This window comes from Streptococcus phocae, from assembly GCF_001302265.1.
Lineage (GTDB): Bacteria > Bacillota > Bacilli > Lactobacillales > Streptococcaceae > Streptococcus > Streptococcus phocae.
Genome location: NZ_LHQM01000003.1, coordinates 151292 through 170105, shown reverse-complemented (window position 1 = coordinate 170105; position 18814 = coordinate 151292). Strand labels below are relative to the sequence as shown.

Sequence of the window (18814 nt, the reverse complement as noted above, 5' to 3'; positions counted from 1 at the left end):
CTTTTGGGGTGCAGTTCAATACTGCAAGAGAAGCTCTTTTTTAAAGAATTACCTTTTCATAATATTATTGAATATTGAGTTTATTTTTAATGATAAAATGGGTTCCTAGGTAAAATAGTGCAGACGTAATTAGTTGTTCCACGATTGCATATCTTAAAAAGATAGTCATATTTGTTAGATCATTACCAGGAAAGTCTGTCATATCGGTATTTACGTATAAGTTGATAATATTGAGAAGGATAATGATGATAAAATAGGCAGCAAAGGCTTTGAGACCTCTATTATTTGAAAAAAGTTGACCAATAGAGATTGCAAAGTAGATGAGTAAAGTGCCGGAAATAGTCATGAAGACGACATAAGCAAGACCATGGGCATAAATTGATAGGTACTCCATTTTAAATATAGCTGTCATTGCCTTGTGTAAATGCTCGCTATCAATTCTTGGAAGAATGAGGATGGCAATACCAATCATTAAAATAATAATGTTAAAGAAGGTACATAGAACAGAAAAAAATAACTTAGATAAGATAATTTGATGTGACGTCACAGGGAGTGTCAACGTTAAATAGCCTTCACGGCCAAAAATATTTTTATTGAAACGATTGATGATAATAAATAGCGTTGCTACTAAAGAAGTTGATATTAAAACACCAAAAACTAATGACAGTGTTAGTGGCAATAATTCGTTGAAGAAAACACCTGTTAGGCTATTGTTGTCAGGGCTTTCAGATAAGATTGTGAGTGTGAATGATAATATGGCAGCTAAAACAATAACACCTACATTAAGGCCAAGGTACCATTTGCCAATTGACTTGAATTCGTATTTTAGTAATTTTCCAAACATGGTAATCTCCTACATCTTATAAGTATCTCTAAATAGAGAATCAATGGATTGTTGATAGGTTTGTCTCAGATCATCAGCATTACCAGAAAGAGATAATTTGCCGTTTTTTAAGAAAATAACTTCTTCAAGAATAGACTCAATATCAGCAATAAGGTGTGTCGATATGATCACAGACGCGTCTTCACAATAATTATTAATAATGGTTTTCAAGATGTATTCTCTTGCAGCGGGGTCCACCCCTCCAATAGGCTCATCCAGGATATAAAGTTTGGCTTTTCGGCTCATGACAAGAATGAGCTGTGCTTTTTCTTTGTTACCTTTTGATAGATCTTTGAAGTGTGTTTTGGGATCTAGGTCTAATTCTTTAAGCAATGTTTTGGCTTTATCAGAGTCAAAATCATCATAAAAATCACTAAAAAATGCCAATGCATCTTTGATTTTCATGTTATCGTTCAAATATGTGGTGTCTGGCAAATACGAAACGATTTTTTTAGTATTGACAGAAGGGTGATAACCATCAATAATGACTTCTCCCTTAGTTGGTTGCAACAGCCCATTGATGAGTTTGATTAAAGTTGTTTTTCCACTGCCGTTTGGCCCTAGCAATCCCACAATCTTTCCAGGGGGAATAGACAGGGTCAAGTCATCAAGAGCCAAAGTTTTTCCATAGGATTTTGAAACATGGTGTAATTGTAAGAGTTGTGTCATGGTTTTGAAGCCCCTTCTAAAAAGTTACTTAAAATAGGAATGATTTCGGAGTGAGTAAATCCCATTTTTATCATGTTGTCAATAAATGTTTTTATTTCACTAGTCGCCAAATCCTTTCTTTTATTATCAATTAATGTCTGATCATCCGTTACAAATCTCCCAGCAGTGCGCTGCGAGTAGACAATGCCTTGATTTTCTAATTCAGCAAAGGCTCTTTGCATGGTATTAGGGTTAACACCTGCAATCTCAGCATATTCTCGGACAGTTGGCAATTGTTCGCCGGTTTTTATTTCTTGGCTAATAATTTGCATGAGCACATGCTGAGCAATTTGAACATAAATAGGAGATTTTTCGTTAAATTTCCAGGACATATATTCTCCTCTCTCAAAAAAATAATTAGTATTCTCAACAATAGTTATTGTACTAATTAAATGATACAGCTAATCAACGAAATTGTCAACCCCTGTGTTTGGAAATTACGAAGGAAATCGTTAAGGAATGAAAAATGCAAGCAACAACAATGATTTCATAGTATAATAGTTATAATAAGGAAGGAGGAGACTATGTTTGCCCAATTAGATACTAAAACGGTATATTCCTTTATGGACAGTCTTATTGATTTAGAACATTATTTCGAGCAAGCTAAAGCTTTAGGATATAAGGCGATAGGAATGATGGATAGGGATAACCTCTATGCAGCCTATCATTTTATTGTTGGGTGTCACAAACATGGCCTTCAACCAATAGTTGGTCTTGAGCTCGTTCTTAGCGTCCAAGACAGCCAAGTAGCGCTAAAGATTATTGCTAAAAACAATAAAGGCTATCAAAATTTGCTGAAATTATCAACAGAGCAATTATCGGGACGCCTGACCCTGGAAACGTTTAGCGACTACTTAGAGGGATTGGCAGTCATTCTTGCACCTAATCAAGAGATTAACGATAATTGGTTGCCTTTTGATTACTTTATAGGTATTGATGCAACTAGTGATATTTCTAATCATTATCGTAAAGATAAGCTTATTCCTTTAAAAACCGTTCGCTATTTTTCAAACAGCGAGACTGAGACCTTGCAAGTGTTGCATGCCATTAGAGACAATACTAGCCTGTCTGAGACGCCTCTTGTTTTAAAGGATCAGTGTTTAGATTCTTGCCAAGACATAACTGATTGTTTTCAAAAAAAGTGTCCAGAATCCTTGATTAATTTGGCTAATTTGATTGATAGCATTTCTTACCAATTTGATACAGATTTAAAATTACCACGCTTCAATCCTGCCAAAGCAGCTCATCAAGAACTGCGAGAACGAACGCAAGAAGGTCTAAAAGATAAAAACCTGTGGACAGAACCTTATCAAACTAGATTAACACATGAATTAGATACCATCTCAGCCATGGGCTTTGATGATTATTTTTTAATTGTTTGGGACTTGTTGCGATTTGGTCGTAGTAGAGGCTACTACATGGGCATGGGACGAGGCTCTGCTGCAGGAAGCTTGGTGGCTTATGCTTTAGACATCACTGGAATTGATCCTGTCAAAGAAAACTTACTGTTTGAACGCTTTTTAAATACTGAGCGCTATAGCATGCCAGATATTGATATCGATTTGCCTGATATCTACCGTTCAGAGTTTCTTCGCTACGTGCGCAATCGTTACGGCAGTGAGCACTCAGCTCAAATTGTCACGTTTTCAACCTTTGGCCCCAAGCAGGCTATTAGAGACGTTTTCAAACGGTTTGGCGTTCCTGAATACGAATTGACAAACTTGACTAAGAAAATCGGTTTTAAGGATAGTTTAGATTCGGTTTATCACAATAATGTGTCATTTAGGCAATTAATCACTAGTCGCCTTGAGTTTCAAAAAGCTTTTGACATTGCTAAAAGAATCGAGGGAAATCCCAGACAGACATCGATACATGCTGCTGGTATTGTCCTCAGTGATGACGACCTCACGAATCATGTTCCTCTAAAAGCTGGTGAGGATATGATGATCACGCAGTATGACGCCAGTGCTGTAGAAGCTAATGGCCTTTTGAAAATGGATTTTCTAGGTCTTAGAAATCTGACATTTGTTCAAAAAATGCGGGAAAAACTTCTCAAAGAGCAGGGGATTGACGTTGATATTGCTCGTATTGATTTGGAAGATCCTAAAACTATCAAGCTATTTGCGCAAGGAAATACTAGAGGAATTTTCCAATTTGAGCAAAATGGAGCTATCGCTTTGTTGAAACGTATCCAGCCGACATGTTTTGAAGAAATCGTTGCGACTACTAGCTTAAATCGACCAGGTGCTAGTGATTACACTGAAAATTTCATTAAACGTCGAAATGGAAAAGAATCGATTGATTTGATTGACCCAGTCATTGCTCCGATTTTAGAGCCTACCTATGGTATTATGTTGTATCAAGAGCAGGTCATGCAAATTGCACAAGTGTATTCAGGATTTACCTTAGGCAGAGCCGATTTGCTGCGCCGAGCGATGTCTAAAAAGAACCTTGTTGACATGCAAAAAATGGAAAAAGAGTTTATTGATGGTGCAAAACGACTAGGTAGAAATCAAGAAATTGCTCAGAAACTTTTTAGCCGGATGGAAAAATTTGCAGGCTATGGTTTTAATAGAAGCCATGCCTTTGCTTACTCAGCCCTAGCCTTTCAATTAGCTTTTTTCAAGGCACATTATCCAGCTGTTTTTTTTGATGTGATGATGAATTATTCGAGCGGGGACTACATTACAGATGCTCTAGAATCTGATTTTAAAGTCGCTCAAATAACCATCAATACTATCCCGTTTACGGATAAAATTACTCAAGACAACATTTACCTTGGACTAAAAAACCTTAAAGGTTTCCCGAGAGAGTTTGCTTATTGGATTATTGAAAACAGGCCTTTTAACAGTATTGAGGATTTTCTAGCTAGAATACCTGAAAAATATCAAAAAACAGATTATCTTAGCCCATTAATTAAAATAGGGTTGTTTGATAGTTTTGAAAAAAATCGGAAAAAAATCCTTGATAACCTAGATGCTTTACTTGTTTTTACAAATGAATTAGGCACCTTATTTTCAGACTCTTCTTTCAGTTGGAGTGAGAGTGACGATTACACAGATTCAGAAAAATATTATTTTGAACAAGAGCTTATCGGTGTGGGCTTAGGGAAACATCCCCTACTAGAAGTTGCAGCACATAGCCAACTCCCCTTTACCTCTATTGCAAGCTTGGTGGCAGATAGCGAAGCAAGGATATTAATTCAACTAGATGCTATTCGAGTCATTCGAACAAAATCAACTGGTCAACAGATGGCTTTTTTGACGGTTAATGATACCCAAAAAAAGTTGGATGTCACCTTATTTCCTGAGCAGTACGCCAAATATCAAGAAAATCTTAGCGTTGGTCAAATGTACTATCTGACAGGTAAAGTAAAAGAGCGCAATGAACGATTACAGTTGATTTGCCATCAGGTACAAGCCGTTACCAGTCAAAAATACTGGTTGTTAGTGAAAAACCATGAGCATGATGTAGTGATTTCCAAACTCTTAACACAATTTCCAGGTGATGTTCCAGTCATGATTCATTACCAAGAAAGCAAGGAAACACTAGTCCTTAATAACATCTATATTAGAGTGGAAAAAGAGCTAGAAGAAAAGCTAAAACCCTATGTCTTGAAAACGGTTTTTCAATAAAAAAGACAATTTTCAAAGTAATTTTCAAAGTAATATGCTATAATAAGAACGTTAAATTAATTAAAGGAGTACCAAAAAATGAAACGTATTGCTGTTTTAACTAGTGGCGGTGACGCTCCTGGGATGAACGCTGCCATTCGCGCAGTTGTTCGTAAAGCAATTTCAGAAGGAATGGAAGTTTATGGCATTAACCGTGGCTATGCAGGCATGGTTGATGGTGATATTTTCCCAATTAGTTCTAAAAACGTTGGGGACAAAATTTCACGTGGGGGAACTTTCCTATATTCAGCTCGCTATCCTGAGTTTGCTCAACTTGAAGGCCAATTGGCAGGTATTGAACAACTTAAAAAACACGGCATCGAAGGTGTTGTCGTTATCGGTGGTGACGGTTCTTACCATGGAGCTATGCGCTTGACAGAGCATGGTTTCCCAGCAATCGGTATCCCAGGAACGATTGATAATGATATCGCTGGAACAGATTACACAATCGGTTTTGATACAGCTGTTAATACAGCTATTAGTGCGATTGACAAGCTACGCGATACTTCATCAAGTCATGGACGCACTTTTGTTGTTGAAGTGATGGGACGTAACGCTGGAGATATTGCGCTTTGGGCTGGAATTGCTAGTGGTGCTGATCAAATTATTGTTCCTGAAGAGGAATTTAATATTGATAAAGTCACTGCAACTATTAAACATGACTTCGAAAACAAGGGTAAAAATCACCACATCATCGTTCTTGCTGAAGGTGTTATGAGTGGAGAAATGTTTGCTCAAAAAATCAAAGAGGCTGGAGATCAAAGTGATCTTCGCGTAACCAATCTTGGTCACATCCTTCGCGGTGGTTCACCAACAGCACGTGATCGTGTGATTGCTTCTTGGATGGGAGCTCATGCAGTTGAGTTGCTAAAAGAAGGCAAGGGCGGACTTGCTATTGGTATCCATAACGAGGAACTAGTTGAAAGCCCAATCTTGGGAACAGCTGAAGAAGGAGCTTTATTTAGCCTTTCTGATGAAGGAAAAATCATTGTGAACAATCCACACAAAGCTCGTTTAGACTTCGCTGTTTTGAACCGCTCATTGTCACAATAAGCTAGACTAGAAATGTTAAATCGTCGATAATCGACAAAGAAATAAGGGAGTTTCACATTAAAATGAATAAACGCGTAAAAATCGTTGCAACACTTGGTCCTGCGGTAGAAATCCGTGGCGGTAAAAAATTCGGAGATGACGGTTACTGGGGCGAGCCACTTGACGTTGAAAGTTCAGCAAAAAAAATTGCTGAATTAATCGAAGCTGGCGCAAACGTCTTTCGCTTTAACTTCTCTCATGGAGATCATCAAGAGCAAGGTGACCGTATGGCGACTGTTCGCCGTGCTGAAGAAATTGCACGTCAAAAAGTTGGTTTCCTTTTAGATACTAAAGGACCTGAAATGCGTACTGAGCTGTTTGCTGACGGCGCTAAAGAATACAGCTACGAAACTGGCGAACGCATCCGTGTGGCTACTGTACAAGGTGCACAATCAACTCGTGATGTTATTGCTTTGAGCGTTGCAGGTTCACTTGACATTTATGATGAAGTTGAAGTTGGTAACACAATCTTAATCGATGACGGCAAACTTGGTTTGAAAGTTATTGAAAAAGATATTGCAACTCGTGAATTTATCGCTGAAGTTGAAAATGATGGCACTATTGCAAAACAAAAAGGTGTTAACATTCCAAATACGAAAATTCCTTTCCCTGCCCTTGCAGAACGTGATAATGCTGATATTCGCTTTGGTCTTGAACAAGGACTTAACTTTATCGCGATCTCATTTGTTCGTACAGCAAAAGACGTTGAAGAAGTTCGTGCTATCTGTCGTGAAACAGGCAATGACCACGTTCAATTGTTTGCTAAAATTGAAAACCAACAAGGTATTGATAACCTTGATGAAATCATCGAAGCAGCAGACGGTATCATGATTGCCCGTGGAGATATGGGTATTGAAGTGCCATTTGAAATGGTTCCTGTATTCCAAAAAATGATCATCACAAAAGTGAATGCAGCAGGTAAAGCAGTTATCACAGCAACAAACATGCTTGAAACAATGACTGAAAAACCACGTGCAACGCGTTCAGAAGTTTCAGACGTTTTCAATGCTGTTATTGATGGAACAGATGCTACAATGCTTTCTGGTGAATCAGCAAATGGTAAGTACCCAGTTGAATCTGTTCGTACAATGGCTACTATTGATAAAAATGCGCAAACACTCCTTAATGAGTATGGTCGTTTAGATTCATCAACATTCCCACGTACGAACAAAACAGATGTTATTGCTTCAGCTGTTAAGGATGCAACACACTCAATGGACATCAAACTTGTTGTTACAATTACTGAAACAGGTAATACTGCACGTGCGATTTCTAAATTCCGTCCAGACGCAGATATTTTGGCTATCACATTTGATGAAAAAGTACAACGCGCTTTGATGATGTATTGGGGAGTTATTCCAGTACTTGCAGGCAAACCATCATCAACAGATGACATGTTTGAAGTTGCAGAACGTGTAGCACTTGAAAACGGTTTGGTACAATCTGGCGACAACATTGTTATTGTTGCAGGTGTTCCAGTTGGTAAAGGTGGCACAAACACTATGCGTGTGCGTACTGTCAAATAATATAAAAGTTAAGGGAGAGAAACGAAGGTTTCTCTCTTTTGATTTCCCAATTTTCTGATGATAAGGGTGCTTGCTTTTTTTATTAGTCATATCATGATATAATATAACAATAGACTAGGAGTTAATATGGTAAAGCGAGATTTTATAAGAAATATATTATTGTTACTGATTGTGATAGTTGGTGCTGTGCTTCTTAGAACATTTGTTTTTTCAACTTTTCGAATAAAACCAGCAACAGCTAATAGCTACCTAAAAACGGGTGATCTCATTACTATCAAAAAAAATGTTGAGCCTAAATACAAAGATTTTGTTGTTTATACTGTCAATAAAAAAAATTATGTCAGCCGAGTGGTTGCAGCAGCAGGAGACAGTGTGACTTATATGGATGATATTTTTTATTTGAACGATATGGTTGAATCACAATCTTACATTGAAGCAATGAAAAAGAAGCACTTGTCACATGCGCCTCTAGGTACTCTCTACACAGAAGATTTCACAATCTCTACGATTTCTTCTGGGAAATATGATAAAATTCCACAACGAAAGTATCTTTTACTAAATGATAATCGTACCAACATGAACGATAGCCGTCGTTTTGGACTGATTGATGCGTCTCAAATCAAAGGAACCGTCACCTTTAGGGTGCTTCCTTTAAAAGAGTTTGGTTTTGTTGAGGTAGAGTAGTCTTAGGGCTACTCTTTTTACTTGTCAATCTGACTATACCAATAATATAATTGACAAGTATTTGACAAACCTATATACTGTAAACATAGTGTTTTTAAAGAATGAATTGAACTATACCAATTATTAATATTGAAAGAAAGTAGTAGGGAAACCTACTAAGGGAATAAGTTATATGTGTGGAATTGTTGGAGTTGTTGGAAATCGTAATGCAACGGATATCTTGATGCAAGGACTTGAAAAACTAGAATATCGAGGTTATGATTCAGCCGGGATTTTCGTATCTAATGGAAAAAAATCAAGTTTAATCAAATCTGTTGGTCGTATCGCTGATTTGCATGCTAAGCTTGGTATTGATATTGAAGGGACAGCAGGTATTGGACACACGCGCTGGGCCACCCATGGTCAAGCAACAGAAGACAACGCTCATCCTCATACTTCTGCTAGTGGCCGTTTTGTATTGGTCCATAATGGTGTGATTGAAAATTATCTACAGATGCAACAGGATTATCTCGCTGACCACAACTTTAAAGGACAAACAGATACAGAAATTGCAGTACATTTAATTGGAAAATTTGTGGATGATGATAAGCTTTCTGTTTTGGATGCATTTAAAAAAGCTCTTTCTATTATTGAAGGATCTTACGCATTTGCCCTTATGGATACAGAAAATCCTGAGACAATCTATGTCGCTAAAAATAAATCACCGTTATTAGTTGGTTTAGGCGAAGGATATCATATGGTGTGTTCAGATGCCATGGCTATGATTCGTGAGACTAGTGAATTTATGGAGATTCATGATAAAGAGCTAGTGGTTTTAACCAAGGATTCTGTGACAATAACTGACTATGAAGGGCAAGTCATTGAACGTAGCTCTTATACAGCTGAATTAGATTTATCTGATATCGGAAAAGGCACTTATCCATTTTACATGCTTAAAGAGATTGACGAGCAACCTACCGTTATGCGTCGTTTAATTTCGACTTATTCAAATGGTCAAGGAGAATTAACTGTTGATCCAGCGATTATCAAGGCTGTTCAAGAATCAGACCGTATTTATATTTTAGCTGCGGGAACATCTTACAATGCTGGTTTTGCGTCAAAATCGATGCTTGAAAAATTAACAGATACGCCAGTTGAGCTAGGAGTTGCCTCTGAGTGGGGCTACCACATGCCCCTTCTTAGCAAAAAACCAATGATTATTTTGCTAAGTCAATCAGGTGAAACAGCAGATAGCCGTCAGGTTTTGGTTAAGGCCAATGAAATGGGAATACCGAGCTTAACCGTAACAAATGTTCCAGGGTCAACACTTTCTCGTGAGGCGACCTTTACCATGTTGCTACATGCTGGACCAGAAATCGCAGTTGCTTCGACAAAAGCCTATACAGCTCAGATAGCAACGCTAGCTTTTCTTGCTAAGGCAGTTGGAGAGGCAAATCAAAACAAATTGGCACAAGACTTTGATTTGCTCCACGAATTGTCTATCGTTGCACAATCTATAGAAGCTACTTTGTCAGAAACAGATATCATTGCATCTAAAGTAGAAAGTTTATTAGCAACTACGCGTAACGCCTTTTACATTGGACGCGGCAATGATTATTATGTTGCGATGGAAGCTGCCTTGAAACTTAAAGAAATTTCTTATATTCAATGTGAAGGCTTTGCAGCAGGTGAGTTAAAACATGGAACCATTTCCCTTATTGAAGATGGGACACCTGTAATTGCTTTGATTTCTTCTCATGGCTTCGTCGCATCACACACGCGCGGAAACATTCAAGAAGTGGCTGCACGTGGTGCTAAAGTGTTAACCATTGTCGAAGAAGGTTTAGAGCGTGATAATGATGATATCATTGTCAATAAAGTCCATTCGTTCTTAGCACCAATTGCCATGGTGATTCCGACTCAGTTGATTGCTTATTACGCGTCATTGCAACGTGGGCTAGATGTTGACAAACCGCGTAATTTAGCAAAAGCGGTAACCGTTGAGTAGTTCACTTTTGTAGACAAGGTAATAACACGCTCTCCACCATACTTGCGGGTGTTGAAAAGCACTTGTAAGCAGTTGGTAGCGTGTTCATCTTGTCAAACCGCTGATTCTAAAGTAAAATATTACCATTAACAATGTTTAGGAGAATACAATGTCATTACCAAATTGTTTGCAATGCAATTCAGAATATGTTTATGAGGATGGATTGTTGCTAGTTTGTCCAATGTGTGCTTTTGAATGGACACCAGGACAAGAAGCCACTGAAGAAGAAGGACTAGTTGTTCTTGATAGCAATGGTGTCAAGTTGTCAGATGGTGACACCATCACAGTAATCAAGGATTTAAAAGTTAAAGGGGCACCAAAAGACCTCAAACAAGGAACTCGGGTAAAAAATATCCGTCTGGTTGAAGGCGATCATAACATCGATTGTAAAATTGATGGCTTTGGAGCTATGAAATTGAAATCAGAATTTGTCAAAAAAATATGATAATCATACGCAACCAGTTATCTGGTTGTATTTTTATAAAAGAAATAACTCCCAAAATAGCAGAAAATTTGATATAATATAGGAACGATTTATATCTAGGAGACGACATGACATATATTCTGCAAGTTTTACCCAGTTTATTAGATGGTGCCTTAGTCACATTACAAGTGTTTTTTATTGTGATTGCATTGTCCATTCCATTAGGTGCTACGCTGGCCTTTTTAATGAAAGTGAATTTTAAACCGTTGCAGTGGTTTTTGACACTTTACGTTTGGATCATGCGAGGGACACCATTACTATTACAATTAATCTTTTTTTATTACGTATTGCCTAGTGTAGGCATTACTTTTGATCGCATGCCAGCAGCTATCTTAGCATTTAGCTTAAATTATGCTGCTTATTTTGCAGAAATTTTCCGTGGAGGTATTGAAGCAATCCCTAGCGGTCAGTACGAAGCTTCAAAAGTTCTCAAATTAACCTCTTTGCAAACCATTCGTCACGTGATTCTGCCTCAAGTATTCAAGGTGGTATTGCCAAGCGTCTTTAACGAAGTGATTAATTTGGTTAAGGATTCTTCCTTGGTCTATGTTTTAGGTGTGGGTGATTTGCTATTGGCTAGTAAAACAGCTGCCAACAGAGACGCTAGTCTAGCTCCAATGTTTGTTGCAGGTGCTATTTACCTGTTGCTAATTGGTGTTGTTACGATTTTATCGAAACGAGTTGAAAAAAGATTTAATTACTACAGGTAAGGAGACCATATGTTAGAACTTAAAAATATCTCAAAACAATTTGGTCAAAAACAAATCTTTGATCGCTTTAACCTCACTGTTGAAGATGGTGAGATTTTATCTTTAGTTGGGCCGTCTGGTGGTGGAAAAACCACCTTGCTCAGAATGTTAGCAGGCTTAGAAGCTATTGATTCTGGTGATATCATTTACCATGGTGAGTCTGTTCCGATTGATCATTTGGAAAATCGAAATTTACTTGGTTTTGTCTTTCAAGATTTCCAATTGTTTCCACATTTGACTGTTCTTGATAATCTGACGCTATCTCCCACTATTACCATGGGCATGTCAAAAACGGCTGCCAATCAAAAAGCATTGGAATTATTGGAGCGCTTGGGGTTAAAAGAACATAGCCAAGCCTATCCGTTTTCATTGTCGGGCGGTCAAAAACAAAGGGTCGCTCTGGCGAGGGCGATGATGATAGATCCTCAAATTATTGGTTATGATGAGCCAACAAGTGCCTTGGACCCAGAATTGCGACAAGAAGTTGAAAAGTTGATTTTGCAAAATAGAGGTATGGGAATCACACAGATTATTGTGACCCATGACTTGCAGTTTGCAGAAACCATCTCTGATCGCATCATCAAAATTAATCCAAAATAGGAATTGAGGTGTTTACATATTATGAAAAAATTACAGATGCCTATTTTGTTATTGCTAGCTAGTATCTTTTTGGTGGCTTGCAGCGCTAACAACAAAGCAAATCAGTCAGATCAGTGGGAACAATATCAAAAATCAAAAACCATTATAGTGGGATTTGATAATACTTTTGTGCCAATGGGATACAAAAATGAGTCGGGTAAAAATACTGGTTTTGACATTGATTTGGCTAAGGCTGTTTTTAAACAATACGATATTGCTGTTAAGTTTCAACCCATCAACTGGGATTTAAAAGAAACAGAGCTTAATAATGGAAAAATTGATTTGATTTGGAATGGTTATTCCATGACCAAAGAACGACAAGAGAAGGTTTCCTTTTCAAAACCTTACATGAAAAATGAACAAGTCATTGTGGTGAAACAGTCCTCGAAAGTCAAGGCAGTTTCAGACATGGCAGGAAAAGTATTAGGAGCACAGTCTGGTTCATCTGGCTATGATGCCTTTTTAAAGCATCCTAAGCGTTTGAAAGAAGTCGTCAAGGATAAGGATGCTCGTCAATATGAGACCTTTACACAAGCTTTTATTGACTTAAAAAGCGACCGTATCGATGCTTTACTGATTGATAGGGTTTATGCTAACTACTATCTCAAACAAGAAGGCCAATTAGATCATTATCGTATCATTCCTGGTGCATTTAAAGGTGAAAACTTTGCAGTTGGAATGAGAAAATCAGATAAAATACTTGAGAAGAAAATTAATAAAGCTTTTTCAACCTTGTATCAAAATGGGACTTTCCAAACGATCTCTAATAAATGGTTCGGCGAAGACGTCGCTACTGATTTCATTAAATAAAAAAACAGGTTTCCATGTGGAGACCTGTTTTTTAGAAGGATTCTACGCTTTGCGATGAATCTGATAATGTTTTTTAAAGCGATAAGGGTTTTCTTTAGGTGTGATTTGATGGAAAACTAAATACCAAAGCTCATTTCGTCTCCAGATACTAGTGTGATGGCTACCACTCAAATCATAAGTGACCATTTTTGTTTGCTGACTGATGGAGTAAATCTTAAAATTGCTTAAATCACTTGGGTAGTAGCGTTGGTGGGTGACGATATCTTGGTAATGAGATACTTGTCCTAAACCATCAATCCAAGTGATTTCTTTGGAAAGGAGTCTCTCGAAATCAGGAATCTTACTTAGGATTATTTTCTCATTACGATAAAGTTTTTTAGCCACATTATCAAGAATTTCATCATCGGGTAACAAAGAGGGTTCAACGTGAATATCAATATCGTAAACGGCAAATTTCTCACTCAGTAGTTTTTCGACCCGCTCAGTAATGGCGTGGCTCTCGTAAACAGATAAATCAGGATTCATTTCTAAAACAATATCTAAATAGACGTTACTACCATAGGTACGTCCCCTTTGTGATTTGACAGCAGTTATTTTAGGAATTTCCAAGATGGCCTTTTTATATTTTTTCAGTTGGCGATTATCAAAACCATCCGATAAGCTAAAGGCGCTTTCCATAAAGATTCCAAAAGCTGTTTTAAGAATCAATAGGCCTATAATGATAGCAACAATTTTATCAATAATTGGCAGCTTTAATGCAGCAGTTATAATGGCTATTGACGTTGCGATAGAGGTTAGAGCATCAGATAGGTTGTCTTTTGATGCTGCGACTAGGGCGCTGGATTTAACTTTTTTAGATAGTCTTTTGTTAAAGAGATAAACCCCTAGCATAATCAAGGCTGAGATGGCCCCTACTAAAGCTCCTAGTGGGTCAATGCTAGCTTGCTGTCCAATAATAATGGCTTGAACCGTTTGAATAAGCACTTGAAAGCCAACCATAAACATGATAAATGATGTAATTAAACTCGACAGGTCTTCAAATTTCCAGTGTCCAAACCGATGATTAGCATCTGCAGGCTGACTAGCCATATGTAGACCAACTAATAAAGCGACATTTCCTACAATATCTGATAGATTGTTAAACCCATCAGCAATTAATGAGTTGGCATTTAAAAGGTATCCAGCTATCAATTTGCTAATGCTAAGCACCAAGTAAGCAACGATGCTTACAATAGGGCCTTTTTTGGCAAGTCTTAGATTATCTATTGGGTTTGTTGTCATAGGGGCTCCTTTAATGTCAATTCTATTATTATACCATAAACATCAAGAGAATTTAAAATCTCAGGAACTTTCAAGTTCCTGAGATTGTTTGGTTAGAATGTTCAGTCTTGCTTAAAATATTTTTTGGTTTCATAGACAACAACAGGAGATAGAGCTAACAGCGCAATCAGGTTAGGTATGGCCATCAAGCCATTAACAATATCTGCAATGATCCAAATCAGGTCTAATTTTAAAAAGCCTCCTAGACCAACCATGACAATAAAAACGAGACGGAAGTAATTGATATGCTTAATGCCAAATAAGAACTCAAAACACCGCTCTCCGTAATAGCTCCAGCCTAAAATTGTTGTAAAGGCAAATAAAACTAAAGAGAATGTCAGTCCATAGTGACCAAAATCACCAAACACAGAAGAAAATGCAGCCTGAGTTAAAGGTGCCCCTTGGAGCTTACCGGTCCATTGATTGGTTACTAAAATAGAAAGACCAGTTAGAGTACAGATAATCAGCGTGTCAATAAATGTACCAGTCATTGATATCAAACCTTGCTCGACCGGTTGGTTTGTTTTTGCGGCTGCCGCTGCGATGGGAGCAGAACCTAATCCTGACTCGTTTGAAAAAACACCACGCGCAACCCCTTTTTGAATGGCATCCTTGACCAAGCTACCTGTAAACCCTCCTATGGCAGCGGTGGGCGTGAAGGCTGATTTAAAGACTAACAAAATGGTAGGCCAAATGAGCTCATAATGCATTAAGATGATGATTAAGCTGGCTAAAATATAAAAGATAGCCATAAAAGGAACCACTCTTTCAGCCACTTTTGAAATGGATTTGATACCACCAAAAATAATTGTTGCAACAAAAATCGCTAAAAGAAGACTGATTGGTTTAGGTGAAAAGCCAAAACTATGATTCAATGAAGAAGTGATGGCATTAACCTGAGCAAATGTTCCAATCCCAAACAATGCAACCAATATTCCAGAAACTGCAAACAATATTGCTAGGGGTTTCCATTTTTGTCCCATACCATTAACAATGTAGTACATCGGACCGCCAGAAATATTGCCATTGGCATTCTTAGTGCGGTATTTGATGGCTAAGAGCCCTTCGGCGTATTTAGTTGCCATGCCAAAGAAAGCGGCAACCCACATCCAAAAAAGGGCACCAGGACCACCAGATTTAATAGCAGTAGCGACCCCGACGATGTTTCCTGTACCAACAGTAGCAGCTAGGGCAGTTGCTAGAGCTGCAAACGATGAAATATCTCCATTTCCAGTATCATCAGAAAAAATGAGCTTGAACGCTTTTGGTAATCGTAACAGTTGCAATAGGCCTAATCTGATTGTAAGGTAAATTCCCGTTCCGACTAATAAAACTAGTAGAGGTGGTCCCCAAACCAAATCGTCAATCATTTTTGCAATAGCTATCATATTCTCTCCTTTATCAATACCTGAACGATGTCAAAAAGAAAAAGCTATCTTTGTGAGATAACTTCTGAAGGTTCGATAAAATAGCATGCACAAAAAAGCTTTTTTGTGCAAAATATTATTTTATCTTCTGTCCTTTTGCCTGAGAGATTGAGCAGATTGCCTTGCCCCTTCGGCGCCTAATAAGGTCTCTCCAGAAGTCCGTCCATCAACCAGTCCTGTTCACAAGTGAACACCTGAGAGTATAACTCCTTCGGCGAAAATGAATTTCTTCTCCTGGATGACATCATTCGGTTTATTAAATTAGCTCTATCATACTTTAAAAACAAAATGATGTCAATGCTTTTTTTAAAAAGAATCGTTTTTGCAAAGCGAGTATCATCCCTCAAAGCATTCAAGCTTATCCTGCTTTTTTCTTTTTTGATTGAAACATGGTATAATCGTAACATTGACAAACAGATACTACTGTAAGATATTGAGGAGTAAAAATGAATCCTTTACTAAATGGAATGAATGCAAAGCAGGCCGAAGCCGTTCAAACAACGGAAGGGCCTTTATTGATTATGGCAGGTGCTGGATCGGGTAAAACCAGAGTACTAACGCACCGTATTGCTTATCTCATTGACGAGAAATGCATCAACCCTTGGAACATCCTAGCCATTACTTTTACGAATAAAGCTGCGCGAGAAATGCGAGATAGAGCGCAAGCTTTAAATCCTGCCACTCAGGACACTCTCATTGCAACGTTTCATTCGATGTGTGTCCGTATTTTACGACGCGAAGCTGACCATATTGGTTACAATAGGAATTTTACCATTGTAGACCCCGGAGAGCAGCGCACGTTAATGAAGCGTATTTTGAAAACATTAAACCTTGATCCTAAAAAATGGAATGAGCGCTCTATTCTGGGCAGCATCTCTAATGCTAAGAATGATTTGTTGGATGAAAAAGCCCATGAAGCTCAGGCTGCCGATATGTACAGTCAGATTGTGTCCCGTTGTTACAAAGCTTATCAAGAAGAGCTCAGACGTAGTGAGGCGCTTGATTTTGATGATCTCATTATGCAAACCTTGAAGCTTTTTGATCAACATCCCGATGTCTTAGCCTACTATCAACAGCGCTACCAATATATACACGTTGATGAGTACCAAGATACCAACCATGCTCAATATCAATTGGTGAAATTACTAGCATCTCGGTTTAAAAATATTTGTGTGGTTGGTGATGCGGACCAGTCAATTTATGGCTGGCGTGGCGCGGATATGCAAAATATTCTGGACTTTGAAAAAGATTATCCTCAAGCCAAGGTTGTTTTATTAGAAGAAAACTACCGCTCAACACAAAAAATTCTCCAGGCAGCTAATGATGTGATTACCAATAATCGCAACAGACGTCCCAAAAAGCTATGGACGCAAAATGCCGAAGGTGAGTTGCTAACTTATTACAGAGCTCATGACGAGCACGACGAGGCAGTTTTTGTCGCTTCATCTATCAGCAATATGTGCCTTGACTCAGAAAGAACCTTTAAAGATTTTGCGGTATTATACCGGACAAATGCGCAGTCTCGTACTATTGAAGAAGCTTTGCTAAAGTCAAACATTCCTTATACTATGGTGGGCGGAACAAAGTTCTACAGTCGAAAAGAAATTAGAGACCTTATTGCTTATTTAACCATTGTTGCTAATCCATCTGACAACATCTCATTTGAACGTATTGTGAATGAGCCTAAACGAGGTGTTGGACCAGGAACCTTAGATAAGTTACGTCAATTTGCTTATAGCAATAACATGTCACTTTTAGAAGCTTCAACTCAGTTGTTGCTATCTCCTCTAAAAGGAAAAGCAGCTCAAGCTATTACAGATTTAGCGGATTTTCTAACGACGATACGTCAAGACCTAGACCAGTTAACCATCACTGATTTGGCACAGCGGTTACTTGAAAAATCTGGATATTTAGAAGCTTTACGCATTCAAAATACCTTAGAGAGCCAAGCAAGAATCGAAAATATCGAAGAGTTTCTATCAGTTACTAAGAACTTTGATGAACAGCCAAACGATCAATCAGATGGTGAGCAAGGCATTGATAGATTAGGAAGGTTTTTAAATGATCTTGCCTTGATTGCTGATACTGATGATGGCAGCTCGAATGTTGCAGAAGTCACTTTGATGACCCTCCATGCAGCAAAGGGACTAGAGTTTCCGGTTGTTTTCCTCATTGGTATGGAAGAAGGTGTTTTTCCATTATCAAGAGCATCTGAAGATCCTGATGATTTGGAAGAAGAAAGACGTCTTGCATATGTTGGAATCACTAGGGCAGAAGAACAGTTATTCCTGACAAATGCCAATACACGGACCTTGTTTGGTAAAAGTAACTATAATCGCCCAACCCGATTTTTAAGAGAAATTTCAGAAGAACTCTTAAACTATCAAGGATTAGCAAGACCTGCCCACTCATCTTTTGGGGTTCGAGTGTCTTCGGACAATCAGACCAAATTTGGAAAAGGGATGAGCTTATCCCAAGCCATTCAGTCTCGCAAGTCCTCTGTACAGATCGCTCAACCCGTATCTGCATTTACCTTAGCCAAGGACAACGCAGACACCCACTGGGAGATTGGTGACATCGCCCAACATAAAAAATGGGGTGATGGCATTGTTTTAGAAGTCACAGGAACTGGTAAGACAATGGAGTTAAAAATTAAGTTTCCAGAAGTTGGTCTTAAGAAATTGCTAGCCAGCGTTGCACCGATTGTTAAAAAATAGAAATTTACCCACTTGCTAGTATCTTAGCAAGTGGTTTTTTGCTGTCTTAAAAGATGAATAGCAAAAAAGAAAAGA

General features: G+C 38.1%; 15 protein-coding genes and 1 riboswitch. Of the genes, 10 read left to right on the top strand and 5 right to left on the bottom strand.

Annotated features, from left to right (window positions below; genetic code table 11):
• Nucleotides 1-64: 64 nt before the first annotated feature.
• Genes AKK44_RS01125 through AKK44_RS01115 form a run of 3 tightly spaced genes read right to left on the bottom strand, consistent with a single transcriptional unit; the run spans nucleotide 65 to nucleotide 1923 of the window.
• Nucleotides 65-844 (bottom strand): hypothetical protein, encoded by a 780-nt coding sequence (locus AKK44_RS01125; protein WP_054278147.1) that lies wholly within the window; start codon nucleotides 842-844, stop codon nucleotides 65-67.
• Between the two features lie 9 nt (nucleotides 845-853).
• Nucleotides 854-1552 carry an ABC transporter ATP-binding protein gene (locus AKK44_RS01120; RefSeq protein ID WP_054278146.1) on the bottom strand — a complete coding sequence of 233 codons (699 nt, stop codon included), beginning with the start codon at nucleotides 1550-1552 and terminating at the stop codon, nucleotides 854-856.
• On the bottom strand, nucleotides 1549-1923 hold the full coding sequence (locus AKK44_RS01115) for a GntR family transcriptional regulator (RefSeq protein ID WP_054278145.1): 375 nt from the start codon (nucleotides 1921-1923) through the stop codon (nucleotides 1549-1551). The genes AKK44_RS01120 and AKK44_RS01115 overlap by 4 nt, the downstream gene beginning before the upstream one ends.
• Before the next feature lie 192 nt (nucleotides 1924-2115).
• Between AKK44_RS01115 and AKK44_RS01110 the strand changes: the two genes are divergently transcribed.
• From AKK44_RS01110 to AKK44_RS01070, 9 genes are all read left to right on the top strand, one after another.
• Complete coding sequence (locus AKK44_RS01110; RefSeq protein WP_054278144.1) at nucleotides 2116-5226, top strand: DNA polymerase III subunit alpha; 3111 nt, start codon at nucleotides 2116-2118, stop codon at nucleotides 5224-5226.
• Nucleotides 5227-5304: 78 nt separating this feature from the next.
• Nucleotides 5305-6318 carry a 6-phosphofructokinase gene (gene pfkA / locus AKK44_RS01105; protein WP_037596554.1) on the top strand — a complete coding sequence of 338 codons (1014 nt, stop codon included), beginning with the start codon at nucleotides 5305-5307 and terminating at the stop codon, nucleotides 6316-6318.
• Nucleotides 6319-6380: 62 nt separating this feature from the next.
• A complete protein-coding gene (pyk, locus tag AKK44_RS01100) occupies nucleotides 6381-7883 on the top strand; it encodes a pyruvate kinase (protein WP_054278143.1) in 1503 nt (500 codons plus the stop codon).
• A gap of 126 nt (nucleotides 7884-8009) precedes the next feature.
• A complete protein-coding gene (lepB, locus tag AKK44_RS01095) occupies nucleotides 8010-8567 on the top strand; it encodes a signal peptidase I (RefSeq protein WP_054278142.1) in 558 nt (185 codons plus the stop codon).
• A gap of 172 nt (nucleotides 8568-8739) precedes the next feature.
• Nucleotides 8740-10554, top strand: coding sequence for a glutamine--fructose-6-phosphate transaminase (isomerizing) (glmS, locus tag AKK44_RS01090; RefSeq protein ID WP_054278141.1), 1815 nt, complete (start codon nucleotides 8740-8742; stop codon nucleotides 10552-10554).
• Nucleotides 10555-10702: 148 nt separating this feature from the next.
• Nucleotides 10703-11038, top strand: coding sequence for a zinc ribbon domain-containing protein YjdM (locus AKK44_RS01085; protein ID WP_037596540.1), 336 nt, complete (start codon nucleotides 10703-10705; stop codon nucleotides 11036-11038).
• A 107-nt stretch (nucleotides 11039-11145) separates the two neighbouring features.
• Nucleotides 11146-11787 carry an amino acid ABC transporter permease gene (locus AKK44_RS01080; protein ID WP_054278140.1) on the top strand — a complete coding sequence of 214 codons (642 nt, stop codon included), beginning with the start codon at nucleotides 11146-11148 and terminating at the stop codon, nucleotides 11785-11787.
• Nucleotides 11788-11796: 9 nt separating this feature from the next.
• Entirely contained in the window at nucleotides 11797-12426 is a 630-nt protein-coding gene (locus tag AKK44_RS01075; protein ID WP_054278139.1) for an amino acid ABC transporter ATP-binding protein, read from the top strand.
• A gap of 21 nt (nucleotides 12427-12447) precedes the next feature.
• Nucleotides 12448-13275: an amino acid ABC transporter substrate-binding protein gene (locus AKK44_RS01070; RefSeq protein ID WP_054278138.1), complete on the top strand. Its 828-nt coding sequence runs from the start codon at nucleotides 12448-12450 to the stop codon at nucleotides 13273-13275.
• 42 nt (nucleotides 13276-13317) lie between these two features.
• Here the strand turns inward: AKK44_RS01070 and AKK44_RS01065 are convergent, their stop codons facing one another.
• Both AKK44_RS01065 and AKK44_RS01060 read right to left on the bottom strand, forming a co-directional pair.
• The gene (locus AKK44_RS01065; RefSeq protein WP_054278137.1) at nucleotides 13318-14556 is read right to left on the bottom strand and encodes a cation diffusion facilitator family transporter; all 1239 of its coding nucleotides are present in this window, start codon (nucleotides 14554-14556) and stop codon (nucleotides 13318-13320) included.
• A 101-nt stretch (nucleotides 14557-14657) separates the two neighbouring features.
• On the bottom strand, nucleotides 14658-15983 hold the full coding sequence (locus AKK44_RS01060; protein ID WP_054278136.1) for an alanine/glycine:cation symporter family protein: 1326 nt from the start codon (nucleotides 15981-15983) through the stop codon (nucleotides 14658-14660).
• 117 nt (nucleotides 15984-16100) lie between these two features.
• Nucleotides 16101-16187, bottom strand: a riboswitch (glycine riboswitch).
• A 281-nt stretch (nucleotides 16188-16468) separates the two neighbouring features.
• On the opposite strand from AKK44_RS01060, the gene pcrA reads away from it, so the two are divergent.
• The gene (pcrA, locus tag AKK44_RS01055) at nucleotides 16469-18739 is read left to right on the top strand and encodes a DNA helicase PcrA (RefSeq protein WP_054278135.1); all 2271 of its coding nucleotides are present in this window, start codon (nucleotides 16469-16471) and stop codon (nucleotides 18737-18739) included.
• Nucleotides 18740-18814: the final 75 nt, after the last annotated feature.

Excerpts from the sequence above, each read along its gene's own strand:
- AKK44_RS01125 (WP_054278147.1), bottom strand. The coding sequence starts at position 844 with ATGTTTGGAAAATTACTAAAATACGAATTCAAGTCAATTGGCAAATGG.
- AKK44_RS01120 (WP_054278146.1), bottom strand. The coding sequence starts at position 1,552 with ATGACACAACTCTTACAATTACACCATGTTTCAAAATCCTATGGAAAA.
- AKK44_RS01070 (WP_054278138.1), top strand. The coding sequence starts at position 12,448 with ATGAAAAAATTACAGATGCCTATTTTGTTATTGCTAGCTAGTATCTTT.
- AKK44_RS01115 (WP_054278145.1), bottom strand. The coding sequence starts at position 1,923 with ATGTCCTGGAAATTTAACGAAAAATCTCCTATTTATGTTCAAATTGCT.
- AKK44_RS01110 (WP_054278144.1), top strand. The coding sequence starts at position 2,116 with ATGTTTGCCCAATTAGATACTAAAACGGTATATTCCTTTATGGACAGT.
- AKK44_RS01075 (WP_054278139.1), top strand. The coding sequence starts at position 11,797 with ATGTTAGAACTTAAAAATATCTCAAAACAATTTGGTCAAAAACAAATC.
- pyk (WP_054278143.1), top strand. The coding sequence starts at position 6,381 with ATGAATAAACGCGTAAAAATCGTTGCAACACTTGGTCCTGCGGTAGAA.
- AKK44_RS01065 (WP_054278137.1), bottom strand. The coding sequence starts at position 14,556 with ATGACAACAAACCCAATAGATAATCTAAGACTTGCCAAAAAAGGCCCT.
- pfkA (WP_037596554.1), top strand. The coding sequence starts at position 5,305 with ATGAAACGTATTGCTGTTTTAACTAGTGGCGGTGACGCTCCTGGGATG.
- lepB (WP_054278142.1), top strand. The coding sequence starts at position 8,010 with ATGGTAAAGCGAGATTTTATAAGAAATATATTATTGTTACTGATTGTG.
- AKK44_RS01060 (WP_054278136.1), bottom strand. The coding sequence starts at position 15,983 with ATGATAGCTATTGCAAAAATGATTGACGATTTGGTTTGGGGACCACCT.
- AKK44_RS01080 (WP_054278140.1), top strand. The coding sequence starts at position 11,146 with ATGACATATATTCTGCAAGTTTTACCCAGTTTATTAGATGGTGCCTTA.
- pcrA (WP_054278135.1), top strand. The coding sequence starts at position 16,469 with ATGAATCCTTTACTAAATGGAATGAATGCAAAGCAGGCCGAAGCCGTT.
- AKK44_RS01085 (WP_037596540.1), top strand. The coding sequence starts at position 10,703 with ATGTCATTACCAAATTGTTTGCAATGCAATTCAGAATATGTTTATGAG.
- glmS (WP_054278141.1), top strand. The coding sequence starts at position 8,740 with ATGTGTGGAATTGTTGGAGTTGTTGGAAATCGTAATGCAACGGATATC.